Origin of the sequence: Xylophilus sp. ASV27 (genome assembly GCF_016428875.1) — a bacterium.
Taxonomy (GTDB): Bacteria; Pseudomonadota; Gammaproteobacteria; order Burkholderiales; family Burkholderiaceae_C; genus Xylophilus.
On the sequence record NZ_JAELTO010000237.1, the window covers coordinates 1 to 1,194 of the forward strand.

General features: G+C 68.8%; 1 protein-coding gene. It reads left to right on the plus strand.

The window, feature by feature from the left end:
* The first annotated feature begins 4 nt into the window (after positions 1–4).
* Positions 5–922, plus strand: a complete 918-nt coding sequence (locus JHD63_RS22600) for a Bug family tripartite tricarboxylate transporter substrate binding protein (RefSeq protein WP_198973043.1) — start codon at positions 5–7, stop codon at positions 920–922.
* Positions 923–1,194 lie beyond the last annotated feature (272 nt).

Here is a 1,194-nt window from a genome sequence, read left to right on the forward strand (position 1 = left end):
CCCGCTGGCGGCGCTCGCCCAGGCGCACCCGAACAAGCAGGTCAAGGTCATCGTCAACTTCCCGCCCGGCGGCGCGGCCGACCAGATCGCCCGCGCCGTCACCGTGCCGCTGCAGGACGCGCTGGGCCACCCGGTGGTGGTGGTGGAAAACCGCGCCGGCGCGGGCGGCAACATCGGCGGCGAGGCCGTGGCCAAGGCCGCGCCCGACGACTACACGCTGCTCATGAGCTCGGGCGGCATGGTGTCCATCAACCCGGCCATCTATCCCAGGATGGTCTTCGACCCGGCCAAGGACCTAGTGCCCGTGGCCGCCGCCGCGCGGGTGCTCGTGTTCCTGGAGGTCAAGCCCGACTTCTCCGCCAGGACGGTGCAGGAGTTCATCGCCTATGCCAAGGCGCATCCCGGCAAGCTCAGCTACGGCTCGCCCGGCAACGGCAGCTCCCCGCACCTGGCCGGCGAGCTGTTCCGCGAGATGGCCGGCATGGACACGGTGCACGTGCCCTACAAGGGCGCCGCGCCGGCCATGCAGGACCTGCTGGGCGGCCAGATCGACTTCATGTTCGACCCCGGCATCGGCCTGACCCACGTGCGCGCCGGCAAGCTCAGGCTGCTGGCCGTGGGCAGCACCCAGCGCTCCAGCGTCTTCCCCGACGTGCCCACGCTGGACGAGGCCGGCCTCAAGGGCTTCGACGCCGACACCTTCTTCGGCTTCTACGCCCCGGCCGGCGTCCCGGCCGACGTGGTGGCCAAGCTCAACCACGAGATCAACAAGATCCTGGCCACCCCCGCCTACAAGGAACGCCTGGCCAGCCTGGGCGGCGAGCCCGCCCCCATGACGCCCGCCGCGTTCGGCGCCAAGGCGCATGAGGACGCGGTGCGGTTTGGCAAGCTGATACGGGAGCGGGGGATTCGGGCGGATTGAGCAGGCCTGGCCCGCCTGGCTAACGCACGTTTACATCTTTGCTAACGCATGAATGATACGATTGGTAACCACACAGGTACCAACCGGATACTGCCATGCAAGCTTGCTCTGCTCCTGTGGCCATGGCCGCCACCTCCCTTGGGCCTGCCGCCCCACGCCCTCTCTGGTGCTGGGCATTCTTCTGTTTCTGCTGCCTGTGCCTGCTAGGGCTGTGGCACCTGCCCGCGAAAGCGCAAAACGCCAATGACGGGTTTGACCCCAGCGCCAACGGC